Below are 18093 nucleotides of genomic sequence, written 5' to 3' on the forward strand. Positions count from 1 at the left end.
TAAATTGGCTGTCGCTAAAGCCCTTGATTGTTTCGTATCTCATCTTGTCATTATATCAAAACTTTCGCAAGAGGTCTGATGTAGAATACTATTCGCAAAATAATGCTTTGAAATATTTATTTAATCTATTTTCTACAGGTTTAAATTAACGTGAGTTCGGGATAAGTTTGAATTTAAGCATTTGATTTTATGTGAAACTTTTAATTCGGATGTAGGGTGCGTCTTACGCACCTTTCAGAAAACAGCATTAAAATGGTGCGTCTTGCGAAACAATGTTTCTCACACCCTACTTCTTTAAAATCATATAATTACAACAAAAGCATATCTTTTAAAACCGAACTCACGTTAAATTAGGAATACATCATGATTTATGATATACAGCAATTAGATGATAATCATCTTTATCAAATTTTAAACAGTGCAACAATCGTTGCAGTCGAAACGATTAATCAAAATATTTTTATCAAATGCGAGATGGCAAATGATGGTGAAACACCATTTACAATCATTCTAAATCATGTGCAATCTATCCTTGAAAATCAAGTAGCACAAGACAATTTTGGCATTCAATATGATGATGGCGAAATCATCAAATATAGCTTAGAAAATCATAAATTTACATTGCTCATTTTGTAGGTAAATTATCAAACGCATCAAAGCAAAAACGTAGTCTATGTATTTGAAACCCATTCAGTTTTTATTCAATTCTGAATTGGTTTTTGATTCATCATTTCTATAAACAGAAGTAACCTACTTTTTAATACTCCCCAAAAATGCCCGTAACGATGCGGGTTTAATTGGTTTTGCCAACAAGGTAATATCTACGGCTTTTAATTTTTCAGGCAAATCAGGATCGGTATCTGCAGTCAATAACGCCACAGCTTTAGGCAAATTCAAGGCTTGTTCTCGAGCTTGTAAAATAAAATCCAAACCATATTGAGCTTGATTAAGATGTTGATCGACCAATGCTACATCGATACGATGTTGTTGCAACATCTGTTTAGCCTGTTCAGGTTCTTGTGCCAAATGACATTGATAGCCCCATTTTTCTAATAAAACTTGCATCGCATCCAAAATCGCCACATCATTATCCAGACATAAAATTTGTAGCACCTGTTTGCTACTCTGACGCATAATTTGATTTACTGAAATAGCCTGTGCTTTTTTCGGTGTAGGCACTTTGGGAATATCGATCATAAAACATGAGCCTTTGCCACGCTGCGAATAGACTCTGATTGGATAGCCTAACTGGCGACACATCCGCTCTACAATAGATAAGCCCAATCCCAAACCTTGCTCACCCCATGGCGAAACATGTCCACCACGTTCAAATTCATGAAATAGCTTTTTTTGCTGTTCTTCATCGATACCTAACCCTGTATCCCACACCCCCAAACGCAGATGATTACGATACTGGCTGTGGTTCAATACACCGACAATCACTCGACCCGATGCAGTGTAACGTAGAGCATTACTGAGTAAGTTCTGCACAATTCGACGAATCCATTGCGGATCCGTATCAATCCAATATTTGGTTGGATGTACTTTGAGTTCAATGCCTCTTTGCTTTGCAATCGTGTCAAATTGCAAAAATAAATCATCAAATAAATCTTGCAAGCAATAAGATTTACGCTGTTGCTTTAAAAAACCACCTTCTAATCTCGCAATATCTAACAAAGCAGATAGCATACTCTCTGCACCAAATAACGCACGATCCAACTGCTCCAAAGTTTTTTTATCATCTGCACTATAATTACTATGCTCCAAAGCCGCACTAAATAAACGTGCAGCGTGCATCGGTTGCAATAAGTCATGACTGGCAGCAGCGATGAAACGACTTTTAGAATGATTGGCAAGGTCGGCTTGTTCACGGGCGATTTGCTGTTCTTTTAGTGCATGTTGCAATTGTCTAGTACGCTCATCTACTCTCGCCTCCAGCAAAGCCTCATTTTGTCGGAACGCAGTAATATCAGCAAAGGTCATCACAAAACCACCGCCCTCAATGGGCTTACCACGCATTTGTATAACTCGACCATCTGCATGATGGCGTTCGAATTCATGCTCACTGCCCTTTTGCATCCATTGCACACGTTTACGCACGTGTTCTCCGACTTCACCTGGACCGCACTCACCACGTTCAGCATTGTAACGAATCAAATCGGCAATCGGACGCCCAACGTAAACCAATTCTTTGGGGTAATTAAACAATTTAAGATATTGTTCATTCCATGCGACCAGACGTAAATTCTCATCGATAACACTGACCCCTTGAGTAAGATGATTAATCATGGTCAAGATGAGGTTTTGATTGAAGCGTTGCCATTGTGATGCTTGATCCAGTACATTGGCGATTTGACCAACGGCGATACCATTATCCATTAAAGCCGTGGTAAGTAGCGTACGTGCTGATGCTGCACCAATAATTGCTGCCAGATATTGCTCACTAAATCTCCACCAAACGTCGTCAGCATTTTGTTGTGGGGAAAATTTTAATTCATTATGTCTAGCATATTGCTCAAAATCATATTGTGTATATTCATTCCCTGTTATTTTTTGGCATAAAGCGATCAGATCCTCCAATTTAATCTTGGCTACATTTTCATATACAGGAATATTATCTTTTAAATTTACTAAAGCATCCTGATCTTTTTGATAAAAGAAGAAACTTTCTGCTTGGATCTGTTCAGTAATACGTGGACGATAACGTCGAGAAATAAAATAAAAACATAAAATATTTGCACCCAAAGACCAAATCATACCGTGAGTCAGCGGATGCAAAGTATTGAAGTTAAATAATGCTTCGGGTTGTAAAATATATATAGAAAATAAGCCTTCGCTTAACACTGAATTTGCCCAAGTCTGATATTCTCTTGGCAAAATACGCAGAATAGTTGGGAATAATAAAGTATATGCCCACAGGCTAAATCCAGCGAGCAATCCCGCATACACGCCTTGTTTACTGCCCCCACGCCAATATAATCCACCAATCAAGGCAGGTGCAAATTGTGCTACCGCACTAAATGCCAACAAACCAAAAACTGATAGTTGTTTAATGTCTTCAAATAGCCAAAAGAAACCAAATCCCAAAGCAATTACAGTGAGAATGCTCAATCGACGAATAAATTTTAATTTTTGTGATAGATGAGCATCCATTGGGGAAATGATTTTTAATTTCCATAATATCGGCATGATCAAATCATTACTCAACATAATAGACAACGCTACTGAAGACACCAATAACATTCCTGTAGATGCCGAAAAACCACCTAAGAATGCCAATATAGTGAGCCAGTCATTACCGTAGCTCATTGGTAGCATTAATACTGCACTATCTGCAAAAGGCAAATAAGGTGTGTGCAATGCCCAAGATGCGATGGGTATGATCGCCGCACAAATGATAAATAAGTATGCAGTAAACCATAATCTTGCACCACGGATATGCTCTTCCCCACGCAACTCAACCACAGCGACATGGAATTGACGTGGTAAACAAATCATCGCCAGTGCAGCAAGAATCGTCTGTGTCCAAAAACTTCCTGGCAAACCTTCATGCTGTAAATCCACGATGAGCTGCTGAATATCAGTTTTTACTAAATAAAGACTATTATCCGTTTGTACTAGGACGAAGAGTGCAACAGCCAGCAGTGCAAAAAGTTTTACCACTGATTCAAACGCCACTGCAAGCATGAGACCACCATGTTGCTCCGTATTCACGATATGGCGTGTACCAAAAATCATTGCCAATATCGCCAGTACTGCTGTCAGGAACAATACCCCATAATGTGTCGAGGCATCTGTTGTAGACTGCTCAAATATAATTGACGAACTTAATGAAATCGCATGAACTTGTAATGCCAGATAAGGGATAACTGAAACAACAGCCAATATTGTGACTAATGCTGCCAAACCTGCCGATTTGCCATAGCGTGCGGAAATAAAATCAGCGATAGAAGAAATGGCATGGTTTTGACGGATTTGTCCCAAACGTCGCCAAATATCATGACCTAACCACAAAAATAAAATTGGACCAAAAAAAATCGGTAGAAATAAAATTCCCTGATTAACTGCCACACCTGTTGCCCCGTAAAATGTCCACGATGAACAGTACACTGCGAGTGTTAAGCTAAATAAAATTGTTCTTGCTTTATTGGATAAGCGATTGGCATAACGTTCGCCAAAAAACGCACAGGCAAATAATAAACTGATATAAATCGCCAATATTCCAATAATCAGTTGTGCATTCATAATTGCTATAATATAAAAATCAATATGTGCTTAATTTAACATTAAAAAGTAATTTTCGCTAAATAAGCTGCTTAAATCGAAAAAAATAATAAAAAAACCGCTATATCAAGACCAAAGTCTAAGTTACCATCACAAAACATCTTGTTAGTGTTATAGCATGGCAAAAAGACTGTAATGCTTTTGATGTGATTGGTTGAGCTAAAACGCAAGTTTGAGGAGAAGGAATATGGATGATGCTCAAGTAAAACGTATTTTGGAAAATCCAAAATTTCAGGAAATGGTGACAAAACAACGTAAACTCAGTTGGAGTTTAACCGCATTGATGCTATTTGTATATGTGGGTTTTACCTTGTTGGTTGCCTATGATAAGGAACTACTAAAGCAGACTTTTTCAGCGGATGGTGTGGTGACTTATGGTGTACCAATGGCAGCAGGCGTAATCGTCCTGTCATTTGTATTATGTTGGATCTATGCAGCGATTTCAAACAGCTCTTTTGAACGCTTAAATCGTGAAGCCATTGAAGAAGTTAGTAGTATTGCCAACAAACACTAAGGACAGTTGAATTATGAAAAATCAAATAAATTGGTTTAAAGCCAGTGCCATTGCTTTGATGGCAAGCATCATGTCAAATGCGGCATGGGCAGATGCCTTAACTGGTCAGGCACAAAAACAACCAACGAACTGGACAGCGATTATCATGTTCATTATCTTCGTTGGTGCAACCTTATTTATTACTAAATGGGCAGCAGGTAAAACCCAATCCACCAGTGACTTCTATACAGGTGGTGGCGGTATTTCTGGCTTCCAAAATGGTCTAGCTATCGCTGGTGACTATATGTCGGCAGCATCATTCTTGGGTATTTCCGCAATGGTATTTACTTCAGGTTATGATGGCTTATTATACTCTTTAGGTTTCATGGTAGGTTGGCCAATCGTATTGTTCTTGATTGCAGAACGTTTACGTAACTTGGGTAAATACAACTTCTCTGACGTGGTGTCTTTCCGTTTGGATGAACGTCCAGTACGTGCCATGGCTGCGTTTAACTCACTTGTGGTTGTTGCATTCTATTTGATTGCACAAATGGTGGGTGCAGGTCAGTTGATCAAATTATTATTTGGTTTGGACTACAAAATTGCCGTCATTGCTGTCGGTATCTTGATGATGGCGTATGTGATGTTCGGTGGTATGTTGGCAACAACATGGGTACAAATCATTAAAGCGACCTTGTTATTGTCTGGTGCATCGTTCATGGCATTTATGGTACTTAAGCATGTTGGCTTTAGCTTACCAGAAATGTTTAAACAAGCCATTCAAGCCTACAGTACAGCGAACCACAAGACTTTGGAAGAAGCAACCAAAATCATGGGGCCGGGTAGCTTGGTGAAATCACCGATTGATGCGATTTCGCTTGGTCTTGCCTTGATGTTTGGTACAGCAGGTTTGCCACATATCTTGATGCGTTTCTTTACGGTAAAAGATGCCAAAGAAGCTCGTAAATCAGTGGTTGTCGCAACTGGCTTTATCGGTTACTTCTACTTATTGACCTTCATCATTGGTTTCGGTGCAATTCTTCTTGTTGCCAACAACCCTGCTTACTTAGATGCTGCGAAAATGGCTGAAACAGGTAAGTTAGCCCTTGTTGGTGGTGGTAACATGGCGGCGATTCACTTGAGTCATGCGATTGGTGGTAACTTATTCTTAGGCTTTATCTCTGCAGTTGCGTTCGCAACCATCCTTGCGGTAGTCGCAGGTTTGACCCTTGCAGGTGCATCAGCAGTATCGCACGATTTGTTCGCCAACGTGATCAAACGTGGTACAGCAACTGAAGCACAAGAGTTACGCGTATCTAAAATCGCAACTTTATGTTTGGCAATCTTTGCAATGTTCTTGGGCATTATGTTCGAAAAACAAAACGTTGCATTCATGGTTGGCTTGGCATTTGCGGTGGCAGCATCTGCAAACTTCCCAGTATTAGTCTTGTCTATGTTCTGGAAAGGTTTGACCACACGCGGTGCGGTAATTGGTGGTTTGTCAGGTTTGTTCAGTGCTTTAGTGTTGATTATCTGTACCAAAGCAGTTTGGGTAGATACTTTGAACATGGCGAAAGATCCGATTATCAACATGACTAACCCAGCGTTATTCTCTATGTTGTTGGCATTCATCATGTGCTATATCTTCTCAGTAACAGATAAGTCAAATCAATCTCGTATTGAGAAAGCTAAGTTTGATGAGCAATATGTACGCTCAGTCACTGGTATTGGTGCATCTGGTGCATCTGACCACTAATTGAAAGTCATTGCTACAAAAAAAGTCCCTACGGGGGCTTTTTTTATGCTTATATTTGAAAAAAATTAAGCTTCTTTTGCTATTCTTTCTTTGTTTTTATTTAAGGCTGATTTTTTTAAATGTTGCATCAAATCATAAATATGATGAATATTTAGCTCTAATTTGGCACGGGTACAGGCAACATATAGCAGGCGTAATTCTTCTGGGCTGATTTTATAATCCAATTTATTTTGCTTAAACTGATAGTCATTTTCGATATGCACACGATGCCACTCCAAGCCTTTTGCCTTGTGTGCAGTCGAAATTACATAATCGGCATGCTCAATCGGACTGACTTTTTGTAAGGCTTGTTTCAGCGGTGCTGTGCCATGTTCATCGACCAATTTCACTAGCGGTTTAATATCACTGCCATCATTGGTTTCACAATATTCATGCACTTCAGACCAAGTATTAAACCAAGCTAATTCCGGCACATCAGTCACACGTTTGCCTTGTTTTAACGCCGTTGCGGCATCCATAAAACGGATTAAACGCTGATGGTCGGCTTGCAAGCTAACTTTATCACCTGCGATTAAACCGCTTAATAACAGTTCCATGGCACGGGCATTGGTACGACACAATATCGCATCACGCATTTTGGTATGTGGTTTATTCACCACTTTGGATTTGATCTCGCTATAGCCATGCAAAGGCACAGTTTCATCCAAGGCGGATAATAAATCATTCGCCACATCGGCAATCGCATCACCAAAACGAAAAGACGTGGTCAGGCGACTATCTGGTAAAGGTAATTTTTGCATGGCATTCACCGCCCCACGCCACTCATAAATCTGCTGATGGGCATCCCCAACATAAATCACTTGGCTATGTTTTTGCTTGAGTAAAATGCCGAGCATCAATGGATCCGCATCTTGCGCTTCATCAAACAAGATATAATCACTATGAATGGTCGGCTCGGACAATGCCCAAAGTTTCAGATAAATATCATGCCCAATTCCGGCATGATGATGCGGATAAATCGAATCCAACCAGCGTCGCTCCAAAGCAGGATAAAGATGCTGTTGTAAGGCACTGGCATCATCAGGATGTAACCATTCAGGTACTTGAATATGCCGTGGTGCAGGATAACCAGAACTGGTAGAACAAAAATAACTTAAACCATTGGAAATCAAATTCGCCAAGCGGTTGGTCGAAATCAAATGCTGTTCATAACGACTACCCACCAAACGCCGCAACATAATCGGTTCAAGGCGATATTCCTTGGCGAGATGGCTTGGGCTAAGTCGTGGCAAACGCAATTTATCGGTAATTTGCCGATCCACATTGCGATATGCCAAAGAATGAAAAGTACGACAATCCACACTCCGCCCAAAGCGGTTTTGAGCATGGGTAGCAATGGCTTTGTTAAATGCCAAATACAATCCTTTACGCTCGGGCATGGCTTGGCTAATCATTTGTAAAGTAGTAGTTTTACCTGTCCCTGCATAAGCAATAATCTTAAATGAATGTCCTAGACGTGCATTATCAATGGCAGTGACTTGCTCTGCTGTTGCTGCTTGTAATAGTTGTGCGATTGATAAATTGCTGTCTGTCAAATCATTCAAAAGTAGTTACCTATATATTTATCCAAGAAAAAGCAAAAATAAAAAGCAAAACCATCTATGATGATTTTGCTTTTCGATAAGCTAAATTATTTGTTTGGCAAAACAGGAATGTCTAATTTTAAGCCCACACCACTGTCTTGACCATGTTGAGCTGACTGCGTTGTCCATGCTTGCAAGGTTGCTTGTGCCACGTCAAAATCACGTGTCCATGATACTTCCAAGCTATTTAAACGGTCATTTTGCGTAAATGCTTTGTTGGTGGTCAAATTGGTTTGATTCACTTTGGCATGTAAAGCACGGGCTTGCAACTGATTTTTCTCATCAAGTTGTACTTTACCACCTAGGCTGTACATTTCACCATCACCACCGAGTGCATGACCAAGTGAATGACCTTGCTGGTAGTAACCATCACGGTAAATATGATGTTGATAGCTAATACGTTTAAACTGATTGCCTGTACCTGTATTCGCCCATTCAGCATAGAGATATACTGGTTTATCAGCAACTTGTGTCGCTACATCCGCACCAGCACTAAAAAGAAATTTATAAGGTAATTTCCCTGCTTCATCTTCACCAATCGCTTGTCCATAAACACTGACTGGTAATGTAGTGAGCGGTTGCAAATTTAGACGTGCATCAAATCCTGCCAATTGATTGGATGGATCAACTTCTCTAGAATAATTTGGATCTGACATATAAGCATTGTCACGTCCGATTAAGGCATTGAGATAACCTTTGGTTGATAAGCCTTGACCACCACCAATTTGCAAAGTACGTGATACGCCCAATTCTAGGCTTGGGATAGGCTGAGCAGTCACACGCATACCAAGCAATTTTGCCTTAGGCATAGCAGTATAATCCATCAATTGTCCAGCAAATGCCTGATATTGCCAAGGTCCAATCCATGACAACCACTTTGATTCAAATGCTTTTTGTGCATCACGTTGCATGGTCACACCATACACTGGACGTGAGGCATCACCACGAATCAAACTACCATCAGCACCATGTCCCCACCAAGTTGGAATCTGACCCGCAATCAGCCACTGATTCCATACTTTGCCTGCCAAATATGAACCTTCAGCATTCAATCGATGCTTGCTGTCGATACGCATATCCTGTTGCAAATTTAGATTTAGACGAGCATCCCAATTTTCGCCGCCAGCATTGCCTTGTAAGCCTGTTTGAAATTGAGCTTGTTGTTGTTCATCAAACGCCATAGGTGTGTTTTTAATATCGCTGCTGGCATAAAGCTGAGTACGTATAGGGGCTTGTTGTGCCGCAATCTGCTTTTGGACTTGTTCTAAAATATTTTGCTGTGTAGATGTACTCACTTTTGCATCTTGTAGTGCTTGTGCAATCGCTGTACCACTTAATGGCCAAGTCGACGTACTCAGCTGAATAACGCCTTGCTGATTCAGCCAATTCAAATCTTGACGTAAGCTGTCATGATTTAAAATAATACCTTGAGCAAAGGCTTGGCTACTGATGGCAACACCGCAACAAACAGCAGTAAACAACAATTTTTGAGCAAACATGGAACAATCCAACTATAAAAGCGTGCTGTATTATAAACCGCTTAGCGCTAATATTCATTACAGAATTGTAGCGAAGAAACTTTGGCAGAATTATTTATTCATCCGCCAAATGCTGAGCAATACACTTAAAATCACCAATACAATCGCAATATACCATAGTGTCATCACCGCAATCGCCAATAGAATCAATATGCTACTGCCAAATAGCCAATTACGGCGTTGTTGCTCTAGCATATCTAAGCGTAATTGTTGTAATTCTCGATGCTGACGGTCTTGCCAATAGCTTTGATTTTTCAGGCCATTGATACTATCTACTACGACACTTGGTAAATCCTGCATACCCAATAAAAAGTCTGGCAGCTGCTGTCCGATTTCTTTGATATTTTTGGCAGGATTGACTTGTTGCTTCATCCAATCGGTAAGAATCGGCTTTGCCAATTTCCAAATATCCAAATCTGGATATAAATCCGTGCCCAAACCTTCAACATGCACCAAAGTTTTTAATAGTAGCATCAATTGTGGTGGAATTTCTAAATGAAAACGTCGTGCAATATCCATGACTTGCAAAAGAATCCCTGCAAAATCAAGCTCATGCATCGGCTTAGACACCATCGGGCCTACAGTGCGACGCATCTCTCTTGCCAAGGCATCTTTATCAGTATTCGGCGGAATCCAACCCGCTTGATGCACGATTTGAATCAATTGCATAAAGTCGCTATTCATCACCGCCAACAGCATACGTGCCACAGTCATTTGATCTGATTTAGACAGCTCGCCCATAATGGCACAGTCTAAGGCAATATAGCGTGGATTTTGCGGATTTAAAGTTTCCACAAAGACATTGCCAGGGTGCATATCGGCATGGAAAAAGTTATCGCGAAATACTTGAGTAAAGAAAATGGTTAAGCCTTTTTCTGCCAAATCGGCACGGCTCATGCCCAATTCATCAAAGGTCGCAGTATCGGAAATTGGCACACCCGAAATACGTTCCGCCACCATCACATCATAGCTATCCATGTACACTTCAGGCACGTACATCATGCTTGAACCAGTAAAATGATGACGCATACGGCGAGTATTATCCGCTTCAATCGTCAAGTCCAATTCATTCAGGATAATACTGCGATAATCTTGGATAATTTCACCCAAATGTAAAGCACGCGCTGCTTCCAAGCGTTGTTCTAAATATTGCCCTAGCCATTGTAAAATTTCAAAGTCTTGGATAATTTGCTGACGAATATCAGGGCGAGTGACTTTCACCACCACTTCACGCCCATCATGAAGCGCAGCGGTATGTACTTGAGCAATCGATGCTGCCGCAAGTGGCGTATCATCAAAACGACTAAATAGCGTATCGATTTCGGTTTTAAACGATTCACGAATACGTTGTTTTGCCACGTCGACTGGAAAAGGCTTAACACGGTCTTGCAATAAGGTAAGTTGTTGTAAAATCTCAGGTGGAATCAAATCACGACGTGTAGAAAGCAACTGCCCCATTTTGATTGCCAAAGGCCCCATGTCTTCAAGGGCTTGCTTTAACTTTAATGGATTGTCTTTTTGCTTAGACGACCATGCCGCAGGGTGCATCTGTAATAGCTTGACCAATGGTCGTGCGGGTGGTAAGTCTTGTTTTTCCACCAAAGTATCAAGGCGATAATGGGCTGCAATCGACCAAAGTTGTAATAAACGAGAAAGATGTGGAATCATATTTTTAGCCTATTATTGTCCTTGTGCGGTCTGTGTCTGCAATGCCTGTTCGAGCTGTGCATCTAAGCGGTCTATGCGTTGATTGAGTAACAACAACTCTTGTTGCAACTCATTCATTTGCCATTGACTTGCCAATAAACCACTTTCATTTTGCAAGCTATCTGTGATAATAAATTCAGCACTTTTGGCACTTTTCATTGCTGCTTTAGGTAGCTCTTGCACTCGCGCCAATTGATTGGCAACATTGACACCCACCCAAGGGCTTAGCGTCGATGCCAAATCAAAATGACTTTGTTTGAGAATACTTTGTAACTTAAATAATAATTGATAATCGCCTTCCAGCGGAATATTCTTAAACTCATCATCCGACATCTTTAATAATGCCAAACCCTGCACCGCAGTATCCAGATTCAATGTCGCATTGGCTGATTGAATTTTTTGGCTATCATCAAAAGGACGTTGTTCAAAAATACTTACTCTTTCGCTATGACCTGTTGGGGTTGGCTCTAGTCGGATTTTATTCTCATCAAAATAAACATCTACACTTAGCATTGGCGATGCAATATTGACTCGCAATAATTGCCCTTGCAATTGATTTAGATTTTGCCGTGTAATACTATCCAAATCAATCACTTGATTAATAATGCGTTGTGCTGCACCCAATGCCAAAATTGCCAACATATACCAAACCCAAAACTCAGTTATTTATCATAAAAATACTTTGAATTTTAGTGAATTAAAATCCAAAGTACCCTGCACTTTTTTTAAATTACAATTTAAAACCACGATGTACCGCAACAATACCACCTGTCAAATTGTGATAATCACAATTTTGGAAGCCTGCATTTTCCATCATGCTTTTTAACGTGCGTTGATCTGGATGCATACGAATCGATTCTGCCAAATAACGATAACTTTCTGAATCATTTGCCACCAGTTTGCCCATCAACGGCAAAGCAGTAAATGAATAAGCATCATAAAGCTTGGCAAACGGTTCAAATACTGGCTTAGAGAATTCTAATACCAACAGACGACCACCTGGTTTCAACACGCGATACATGGCTTGCAAAGCAGCATCTTTATCGGTGACATTACGCAAACCGAAACTGATGGTGACTAAGTCAAAACTTTCGTCTTTAAATGGCTCCAAAGTTTCGGCATTCGCCAGTACAAACGCGACATTGGTACAACCCGCATCAAGCAAACGATCACGACCCACATCCAGCATGGATTGGTTAATGTCTGATAACACCACATGACCTTGCTCACCGACTTCACGGCTAAATACTTTGGCAAGGTCACCCGTGCCACCTGCAATGTCTAGCACGTGTTGTCCACGGCGTACGCCTGACATCTGAATGGCAAAACGTTTCCACAAGCGATGCACACCAAAAGACATTAAGTCATTCATCAAATCATATTTGCTGGCAACAGAATGGAAAACTTCAGCGACTTTTTGGGCTTTTTCATCGGTATTAACAGTTTTATAGCCAAAATGCGTGGTATCGCCGACATTACCTGTATTTGCACCTTTAGGTAAATTATAGTCCGCAACTTTAGATGGGTTTGAGCCATTTTGTTGTTGTTTGAGTTGCTCTAAAGTCTGCTGTTGCCCTTGTGTAGGCTGTTGACGATGTTCTGATGTTGCAAAATTATCCGTCAAAAAAGGACTGATTTTTTTGTTGCTTTGATTGGCTTGTTCAGACATGACTTTCCCCGAGAATAGGTTTTAAGCTAAAAAATTTTATCGATAACCATAACATATTTTGCCATAAAAGACTTGGTTAAAATTGTGAAAATATTCAGCTTTATGATGGTTAAATTATCTTCAAATAAAAAATAAAACCCGCAAGTGCGGGTTTTATTTTTGTTTCAGCATAGAATCAATTACGATTTCTTTTTGCTTTTGACATCTTCTTTGTCATTTTGTGCTTCAGCTTTAACTTCAGCAACCAAGTCAGCCATCGTTTTTTCTTCAGCTTGATCTGCTTCAGCGTCAGATTCAACAGATTTTTTATCTGTTAGATCTTCTACTTTATTCGCGACTTCTGCTTTGATTTCTTTTGCAGTTTGTTCAACTTTTTCAGCATCGGCTTTGATCTCATCGACCAACTCAGCGACTTTATCTTTGCTTTCGCTAACGACTTGCTCTGCCTGATGCTTCACTTGCTCTGCTTTGTCATGCAAGTCAGCTTTTAAATGCTCTACTTTATCTTTCACATTTTCAACTGATTCGCTATGTGTAATCTCTTCAACTTTTTCAGTGACAAAATCTTTGGCTTGCAACGCTTTTTCTTTCAGTGCTGCCAATTTGTCATCTGCTGATAAGATTTCATGAGCAGTGTCTTTAACATTTGACATCAGGCTCGTAACCACCGCCACACCAGCAGTATCACTTGCCTGTTCAGGCTTTTTTGCAGTCGTATTCTCGCTATCAGCTGTTGTGCTGTCAGTTTGCGATACTAGACCTTGTGCCTTTTGTTCAGCACGAATACGCTTAGCAGTGTTATAGCATTCTTCAACGTGTGATTCAGCCACTTTTTTCATGATTAAGTAGCCGATACTGCCAGCCACCAAAGAGCCACCTAGTGGGATAAATTTGGATACTTGTTTTGAAACAAACTTGGTCACCATGCCATTCATACCCGCACGCACTGCAGTACGTGTTAGCACAAAACCACTCAGCTCAGTAGCACGTTTAGTTACTGCTGACCAATCAACTTTGCCTGTGCGAGAATCATAGACACTGAGTTGATGGCTGTTTAGCCCAAATTTTTCATTAATCTTTGGTAAAAGTACGCTCAAGATACCCACGTCAACTACAAGGTCAAAGAACGGGATAGGAATGACTGCAGCACCTGCTGACATATAAGCAGGTTTTTTAATCATTTCTAAACTTTCTGCACGTGCCTTTTCCAAATCAATGCTTGGGTCAATTGTGTTCGGGATGTCTTGCTCTTTTAATGCCATGGTAGCCTCTCAAAAATTGTCAGAATATTACATTTAATTTGCTCAATTATTGTTACATAAGATGTATGTAACTAGTACAGGCTTATTGTATCTAAATGATTACAAATAACATTGTTTTGTAGTTTTTCACTTTTTTATATTTCATTTCTTGGCAAATTATCTCAGTAAAATAACCAAAAAAAATACCGCTGATAGCTTAGTATCAACGGCATTTAAACGCCTCATTACAACAATTTAAGTCAATAATGTCTGCACGTCTGTGTATTCTAGATCCATTGCCTCGGCAACAGCTTTATACACCACATGACCTTTTAGCGTATTCAGACCTAATTGCAAAGGTAAGTTCTCTTTACACGCCTGCACATAACCCTTATCTGCCAAAGCCAAGGCATAAGGCAATGTTGCATTAGACAACGCCATTGTTGAAGTACGTGCTACCGCCCCTGGCATATTGGCAACCGCATAGTGGATCACGCCATGTTTGACATAAGTTGGATTATCATGCGTGGTAATGCGGTCAGTTGTCGCAAAACAACCGCCTTGATCAATAGCAATATCGACCACCACACCACCATCAGCCATACTTTCAATCATCTGCTCAGATACCAATTTTGGTGCTGATGCACCAGGAATCAATACTGCACCAATTGCCAAATCACAGTTTTGGATGGATTCTTGAATATTGCTCGGCGTTGACATCAAGGTCTGTACATTATTGCCAAATAACTCTGACAATTCTTTTAAGCGTTTTGGACTCAAGTCAAGAATAGTCACGTCCGCACCCAAGCCAATTGCCATTTTAGCGGCTTCAGTCCCTGCGATACCACCACCAATGATGGTCACTTTACCTTTTTGTACACCTGGTACACCACCGAGCAAAATGCCTTTTCCACCATAAAATTTTTGTAAAAATTGTGCACCAATTTGTACACTCATACGACCAGCGACTTCACTCATTGGTGTAAGCAATGGCAAAGAATGGTCTGCCAATTGCACAGTTTCATAAGCAATACCCGTCACTTTATGTTTAAGCAAAGCTTCGGTCAATTCAGGCTCTGCTGCCAAGTGCAGATAAGTAAATAAGGTTAAATCTTCACGGAAATAAGCGTATTCACTGGCTTGTGGTTCTTTGACTTTGATGACCATTTCAGCGGACCATGCTTCGCTTGCAGACACCATGCGTGCACCTGCTTTTTGGTATTCTGCATCACTAAAATGCGAACCTAAACCTGCACCAGTTTCGACCAAAACTTCATGTCCACGGCTACATAATGCATGTACACCACTTGGTGTTAAACCTACACGGTTTTCATTATTTTTAATCTCTTTTGGAATACCAACTTTCACTGTTTGCTCCTTTTGTCTATCGACAATTTCAATCGGTTTCACCAATATTGGTTAGAAACAAATCTATCATATCTTTTGGCAATAATGATTAACTTTTTATGTCATGTTTGATTTTTTATAAAAAAATCCGATTAAAATAACACGCATTCTATACGTATGATTTGTATGTACATTTTTTAAAGCTATACTATTAACAAGTTACATTCTTTCTATTTTCTAACATTTTTTTATAATAAAATCAATTGCAATTGTTGTTTTTTTCCACTTAAAGCAAAAGTTCCTACACCAATTAATCTTAAACATAACTCAGCCTGTTTTGCTTGTTGTACAGTATGTTGAAAATGTTGTAATAGTTGTTGTACTGCTAAATTTAAACTGGCTAAATCATTGATTGGCTGTTGAAAACGTTTACTATGTTGTAAGGTTTTAAAATCTTTGGTTTTCAATTTGACTTGCACGCCATAGGCATCAAGTTGCTTTTTTTGTAAAGAATGCCACACTTGTTGTGATAAATCCTGCCACTCCGCCCATGCAATTTCTGACAAATACATATCTTGTAGTAGCGTAATTTCTTTAGATACTTGTTGCAGTTCACGTTGGCTTTGTACTGCTCGATCATCAATACCCTGCGCATACAAAAACAGGCGATGTCCAAATTTTTCACCGAAATGCTTAATGAGTTCAATTTCACTCAATTTTTGTACATCAGCAATGCTAAACAAATTTAATGCGTGCATTTTTTGTAAAGTGACTTTTCCCACGCCAAAAAATTTTTCTACCTTAAGTTGTGGAATAAAATCAGCCACTTGACTGGGTTTAATCACAAATAAGCCATTGGGTTTTTGCCAATCTGATGCAATTTTTGCCAAAAATTTATTCGGTGCAACGCCTGCCGATGCAGTCAGCCCTGTTTCTCGGAAAATATCCGCACGAATTTGTTCCGCTACCGCAGTGGCTGATGGTAAATCTTGCAAATTATCGGTGACATCCAAATAAGCTTCATCCAGAGATAAGGGTTCTATCAAATCGGTATAACGTGCAAAAATAGCATGAATTTGCTGGGAAATTTGTCGATATTTAGCAAAATTCGGCTCAACAATCACCACTTGTGGGCAGCGTTTTTTGGCATTTGCTACCGACATCGCAGAACGTAAGCCATATTGACGGGCGATATAATTGGCAGTAGTGACCACCGAGCGTGGACGATCATACGCCACAATCATCGGTTGATTGGCTAATTCTGGACGTGTCAGCAACTCCACTGACGCATAAAAAGCATCCATATCAATATGAATAATTTTTCGGATAGACAATGCATTATACTTTTGAAAATACCGTGCTATGATTATAGCAATGAAGCGACCACAGTACCAAATTTCGCATCAACTACAACAGCTCAGGGGGAAAAAGATGTCACAACAATCACCTTATATTTTTGGTAAAGTCAAAAAACTCCCTGCAAAATCAGCAGCGTATGTTATGCCTTTGATTTTATCTTTTGTGATGAGTAGCATTATTTCTGGCATTAATATTTTTAAAGCCATTGGCTTGGTCGATGGATTTATGTGGATTTGGTTGCGTGGCTGGATGATTTCATGGGCGATTGCTTTTCCGACTGTACTTGTAGTCTTGCCTTTAGTGCGTAAAATCGTAGGGAAAATTGTGCAAATGCCACCTAGTCAATAATTTGTTTCCATAATAAGTTTATTTTATTCAAGATATGCAAAAGGAATTTTATGCAAAATACGTATGATATTGATATGTCTCAGTTACCACATTGGTCATTTGGTGATAACGCTGAACTTGCGGATGAGTTATTGGCATTGGTACTATCAGGCAAAAAAAACTGCTACATGCACTGCTTTGGCTTGGCATTTAGAAGATCCTTTACCGCCTGTAGGTAGCCTACAAATCATTACGGATAGCCATCAGCAACCCGCTTGTATCATTCAAAATACCGCCCAATTTATCATCCGATATTGTGATGTGGATGCTGATTTAGCACGACAAGAAGGTGAGGGTGATTTGAGCCTAGATTATTGGCAAATAGGGCATAAAGATTTTTTTGGCAGACAACATTGCTTTGACCCTGAAATGTGGTTGATTTTTGAAAAATTCAAAGTAATAAAAGTGTTATAACATTTGCCATTTTAAATGAAGTTCGTGCAATGATTTAAAATGAATAAGGATTTAAATTATGCCAGAGATGACTATTTTTCTTGTATTGCTTTTGATGGTAAGTGGCGGTTTATTTACCATCTACTATTTACGCAAAAATTTTATCAGCCTTTTTCAAAATAAAAGCATACGCAATATTTATTAGACCTCTTGCGAAAGTTTTGATATAATGACAAGATGAGATACGAAACAATCAAGGGCTTTAGCGACAGCCAA

General features: G+C 39.7%; 13 protein-coding genes and 1 pseudogene. 5 read left to right on the top strand and 9 right to left on the bottom strand.

Annotated features, from left to right (window positions below):
- The first annotated feature begins 363 nt into the window (after window positions 1-363).
- A complete protein-coding gene (locus tag ACEYX7_RS07995) occupies window positions 364-636 on the top strand; it encodes a hypothetical protein (RefSeq protein ID WP_374803104.1) in 273 nt (90 codons plus the stop codon).
- Window positions 637-750: 114 nt separating this feature from the next.
- Here the strand turns inward: ACEYX7_RS07995 and ACEYX7_RS08000 are convergent, their stop codons facing one another.
- Window positions 751-4245 carry a hybrid sensor histidine kinase/response regulator gene (locus ACEYX7_RS08000; RefSeq protein ID WP_374806591.1) on the bottom strand — a complete coding sequence of 1165 codons (3495 nt, stop codon included), beginning with the start codon at window positions 4243-4245 and terminating at the stop codon, window positions 751-753.
- A gap of 226 nt (window positions 4246-4471) precedes the next feature.
- Here ACEYX7_RS08000 and ACEYX7_RS08005 point away from each other — a divergent pair, with 226 nt between their 5' ends.
- Together ACEYX7_RS08005 and ACEYX7_RS08010 are read left to right on the top strand one after the other, a co-directional pair.
- Window positions 4472-4798, top strand: a complete 327-nt coding sequence (locus ACEYX7_RS08005; RefSeq protein ID WP_374803100.1) for a DUF485 domain-containing protein — start codon at window positions 4472-4474, stop codon at window positions 4796-4798.
- A 13-nt stretch (window positions 4799-4811) separates the two neighbouring features.
- Complete coding sequence (locus ACEYX7_RS08010) at window positions 4812-6533, top strand: cation acetate symporter (RefSeq protein WP_374803098.1); 1722 nt, start codon at window positions 4812-4814, stop codon at window positions 6531-6533.
- A gap of 65 nt (window positions 6534-6598) precedes the next feature.
- Here the strand turns inward: ACEYX7_RS08010 and ACEYX7_RS08015 are convergent, their stop codons facing one another.
- The 8 genes and pseudogenes from ACEYX7_RS08015 to dinB all read right to left on the bottom strand — a co-directional run bounded on the left by ACEYX7_RS08015 (window position 6599) and on the right by dinB (window position 17006).
- Complete coding sequence (locus ACEYX7_RS08015) at window positions 6599-8107, bottom strand: UvrD-helicase domain-containing protein (protein ID WP_374803112.1); 1509 nt, start codon at window positions 8105-8107, stop codon at window positions 6599-6601.
- 116 nt (window positions 8108-8223) lie between these two features.
- On the bottom strand, window positions 8224-9675 hold the full coding sequence (locus ACEYX7_RS08020; protein WP_374803096.1) for a capsule assembly Wzi family protein: 1452 nt from the start codon (window positions 9673-9675) through the stop codon (window positions 8224-8226).
- 90 nt (window positions 9676-9765) lie between these two features.
- Window positions 9766-11382, bottom strand: coding sequence for an ABC1 kinase family protein (locus ACEYX7_RS08025; protein WP_374900416.1), 1617 nt, complete (start codon window positions 11380-11382; stop codon window positions 9766-9768).
- Between the two features lie 12 nt (window positions 11383-11394).
- Entirely contained in the window at window positions 11395-12063 is a 669-nt protein-coding gene (locus tag ACEYX7_RS08030) for a hypothetical protein (RefSeq protein WP_374803092.1), read from the bottom strand.
- An 88-nt stretch (window positions 12064-12151) separates the two neighbouring features.
- Window positions 12152-13090: a bifunctional demethylmenaquinone methyltransferase/2-methoxy-6-polyprenyl-1,4-benzoquinol methylase UbiE gene (gene ubiE, locus ACEYX7_RS08035; protein WP_374803090.1), complete on the bottom strand. Its 939-nt coding sequence runs from the start codon at window positions 13088-13090 to the stop codon at window positions 12152-12154.
- A 761-nt stretch (window positions 13091-13851) separates the two neighbouring features.
- Window positions 13852-14352 (bottom strand): annotated as a pseudogene (locus tag ACEYX7_RS08040) (hypothetical protein); the annotation flags it as partial.
- Between the two features lie 234 nt (window positions 14353-14586).
- On the bottom strand, window positions 14587-15699 hold the full coding sequence (ald, locus tag ACEYX7_RS08045; RefSeq protein WP_374803088.1) for an alanine dehydrogenase: 1113 nt from the start codon (window positions 15697-15699) through the stop codon (window positions 14587-14589).
- 227 nt (window positions 15700-15926) lie between these two features.
- Entirely contained in the window at window positions 15927-17006 is a 1080-nt protein-coding gene (gene dinB / locus ACEYX7_RS08050; RefSeq protein WP_374803110.1) for a DNA polymerase IV, read from the bottom strand.
- Window positions 17007-17109: 103 nt separating this feature from the next.
- On the opposite strand from dinB, the gene ACEYX7_RS08055 reads away from it, so the two are divergent.
- A complete protein-coding gene (locus ACEYX7_RS08055; protein WP_374803086.1) occupies window positions 17110-17385 on the top strand; it encodes a DUF2798 domain-containing protein in 276 nt (91 codons plus the stop codon).
- 123 nt (window positions 17386-17508) lie between these two features.
- Window positions 17509-17838 (top strand): ASCH domain-containing protein, encoded by a 330-nt coding sequence (locus tag ACEYX7_RS08060; protein WP_374803084.1) that lies wholly within the window; start codon window positions 17509-17511, stop codon window positions 17836-17838.
- Window positions 17839-18093: the final 255 nt, after the last annotated feature.

Source organism: Hubeiibacter jixunmingi (assembly GCF_041928215.1).
Lineage (GTDB): Bacteria > Pseudomonadota > Gammaproteobacteria > Pseudomonadales > Moraxellaceae > Acinetobacter.

Coding starts and splice junctions, on each gene's coding strand:
- ACEYX7_RS07995 (WP_374803104.1), top strand. CDS start 364: ATGATTTATGATATACAGCAATTAGATGATAATCATCTTTATCAAATT.
- ACEYX7_RS08000 (WP_374806591.1), bottom strand. CDS start 4,245: ATGAATGCACAACTGATTATTGGAATATTGGCGATTTATATCAGTTTA.
- ACEYX7_RS08005 (WP_374803100.1), top strand. CDS start 4,472: ATGGATGATGCTCAAGTAAAACGTATTTTGGAAAATCCAAAATTTCAG.
- ACEYX7_RS08010 (WP_374803098.1), top strand. CDS start 4,812: ATGAAAAATCAAATAAATTGGTTTAAAGCCAGTGCCATTGCTTTGATG.
- ACEYX7_RS08020 (WP_374803096.1), bottom strand. CDS start 9,675: ATGTTTGCTCAAAAATTGTTGTTTACTGCTGTTTGTTGCGGTGTTGCC.
- ACEYX7_RS08025 (WP_374900416.1), bottom strand. CDS start 11,382: ATGATTCCACATCTTTCTCGTTTATTACAACTTTGGTCGATTGCAGCC.
- ACEYX7_RS08030 (WP_374803092.1), bottom strand. CDS start 12,063: ATGTTGGCAATTTTGGCATTGGGTGCAGCACAACGCATTATTAATCAA.
- ubiE (WP_374803090.1), bottom strand. CDS start 13,090: ATGTCTGAACAAGCCAATCAAAGCAACAAAAAAATCAGTCCTTTTTTG.
- ACEYX7_RS08055 (WP_374803086.1), top strand. CDS start 17,110: ATGTCACAACAATCACCTTATATTTTTGGTAAAGTCAAAAAACTCCCT.
- ACEYX7_RS08060 (WP_374803084.1), top strand. CDS start 17,509: ATGAGTTATTGGCATTGGTACTATCAGGCAAAAAAAACTGCTACATGC.